2 protein-coding genes are annotated in these 1,994 nt (G+C 57.7%); both read right to left on the bottom strand.

Translation table 11 applies throughout. The features are described 5' to 3' along the window. Positions 1-439 precede the first annotated feature (439 nt). Positions 440-985, bottom strand: a complete 546-nt coding sequence (locus E8D38_RS27475; protein ID WP_140637458.1) for a hypothetical protein — start codon at positions 983-985, stop codon at positions 440-442. Between the two features lie 166 nt (positions 986-1,151). After that, positions 1,152-1,856, bottom strand: a complete 705-nt coding sequence (locus E8D38_RS27480) for a hypothetical protein (RefSeq protein ID WP_140637459.1) — start codon at positions 1,854-1,856, stop codon at positions 1,152-1,154. Positions 1,857-1,994 lie beyond the last annotated feature (138 nt).

A 1,994-nucleotide genomic window follows, 5' to 3' on the forward strand; every position in this document is an offset into this window, starting at 1 on the left:
CCTTCCTTCAGGATCGCCACGATCTGACTCTCGCTGAACTTGCTCTTCCTCATCGCGTCCTCGTCTTCCTCTTTGAGGCCGCATTCTCCAGATTTAGGTGTCTACGGTGAGGGGGAGCTTACGGCTCCGCTTCAGACTGTGCACGGTCATTCGCCGTGGTGGCTTGAAAGTCAGCGGGGGATGGTCACCTGACATTCGACCGCAAGATCACTGTACGCCCGCTGTGCCTTCGTCAACGGTCGCTCGGCATCGCAGGTCCACCGATGGCTCTCGGACGACTCCTTGCGCCCGACCTGGTCGGCCGCCCGCGACCCAAAGCGGAAGTCTGCACCTTCGAACGAACCGCTGCAGAGCAGCCGTTCGTCCGATAGCTCATCGTGTCAACGAAACCGATTCAAGCTCCACGTCCGCTCGATGGAAGGGTTAGGCCTCACCGCTGCTAATCCACCTGTTCGTATGGAGCCAGTTTCCAAAGCCGCGATGGCATTGGTTCGATCGGAGGCAAAGGGAGAGGGCCGTACGGTCCATTGAGGCCTCGCTCTTGCTTCCAGTCGTGAATATAGAACGCAACTCGGTAGCGCTTCTCCGTTGGTACCTTGTTGAAAGCGAAGTCGCCGAGAAGAGCTGCACCGTCTGGGGTCAGGAACTTTTCGCACCAGGCTACCTGCCATTGGCCCGATGGAAGGACCGGGTTGGGTTGCACAAACGATCCGATGGAGAACGAACTGTCCGGATTGCTGACAAGCACTTCAATGAGGACCGCGCCTGATAGTTCGCGATCGAGTTCCTTCCGGATCTCGCCTAGCTCGTCGGGGGAGAGGTCGACGATCTCGGCAGAGCGGCCGACGCGGGCAAGAAAGGCCTTGGTTTCGTCGGAAAAATTGATCGGATTGCGAGCGGCTACTTCCTTTGCAAGGTACGCCTCGTATTCGGAGCGATTGGCCTTCGGCGAGTAGACGCCGATGACACTTACGACTGTCAACATGGGTGGATCTTGTGCCTTAACGACTGACGAGAAACCGGCAAGTGCGGCGAGGATCAGCTGGCTAACAGCGAGGAGTAGCGTGCGGCGCATCCTGTGAGGCCTAACGTTTGAATTCAGCGGCGGCCGTAGGCGGTCCGCTGGAATCACGGGTTAGCCTGCGCGGCGATCACGTTGTTTCGATTCTTATTGACGCGCGCAGCCGCTCGTAAGCTGGAAGGTAGACCTCGTCTGCCTGAAGTCGGCTGAACGTGAAATGCACTGTCCCGTCGCGAACAAAGATCAAGATTTGGCGCATCACAACTGGACCAAGCGGATGTTGAGAGGTCCAGCCGTACTCGATTCCGACATGATTTCCTAAAGCGATCAGGCGAGGTTGCATACGTTCCTGCACCTTGCCTCCTTGCGCTGCGATCAACTTCTCTATGCTTTCCGTCGCTACGTTGTAGTAGGCAGTGATCCGGGCCGGAACGGGTCGATCTAGAGGCCCTACCAAATCCGATGGCGGGAATGGAAAGCTGGTTGTCCGACGAGGCAGGGCTACCAGGTTGGCATCCCGCCTGGGCGTATTCGGCACATAAGTTATCTGCCGTTTCTGAAATCCCCGCATGTCGACTACGACGCCGGCACGCTCCGCTGCTTCTGCAACCGAACTAGACAGCTGGGCAGCTATGCCTTCCTCCACAAGCCTCCAACTGACTGGCACGTCGAAGCGAACCCAGTCTGTCACCGTCACTGTTTCGTAGGCCGCTTCTTCAGCACGACATAGGCTTGGCCACGACGTGACAATCATGATCGTGACGGCCGCCACAGAACTGCATACGCCTCTAAGCGCAAAGAGACACAGCTTCTCGGCAGGGAGCTTGAATTTCATTGTTCTCTAGTTGGCTAACGTTTGACATGAGGGGCGGCTGGAGGCAAGCGAAGCTTGCCGGAAGGCGTCCCCTCGATGGAGGGGTTAGGCCTCGCCTTCGTTGATTAGGGTGAAGAGGATGTCTTCTCGGCGTTGCCG

Source organism: Methylibium rhizosphaerae (assembly GCF_006386545.1).
GTDB lineage: Bacteria > Pseudomonadota > Gammaproteobacteria > Burkholderiales > Burkholderiaceae_C > Pseudorivibacter > Pseudorivibacter rhizosphaerae.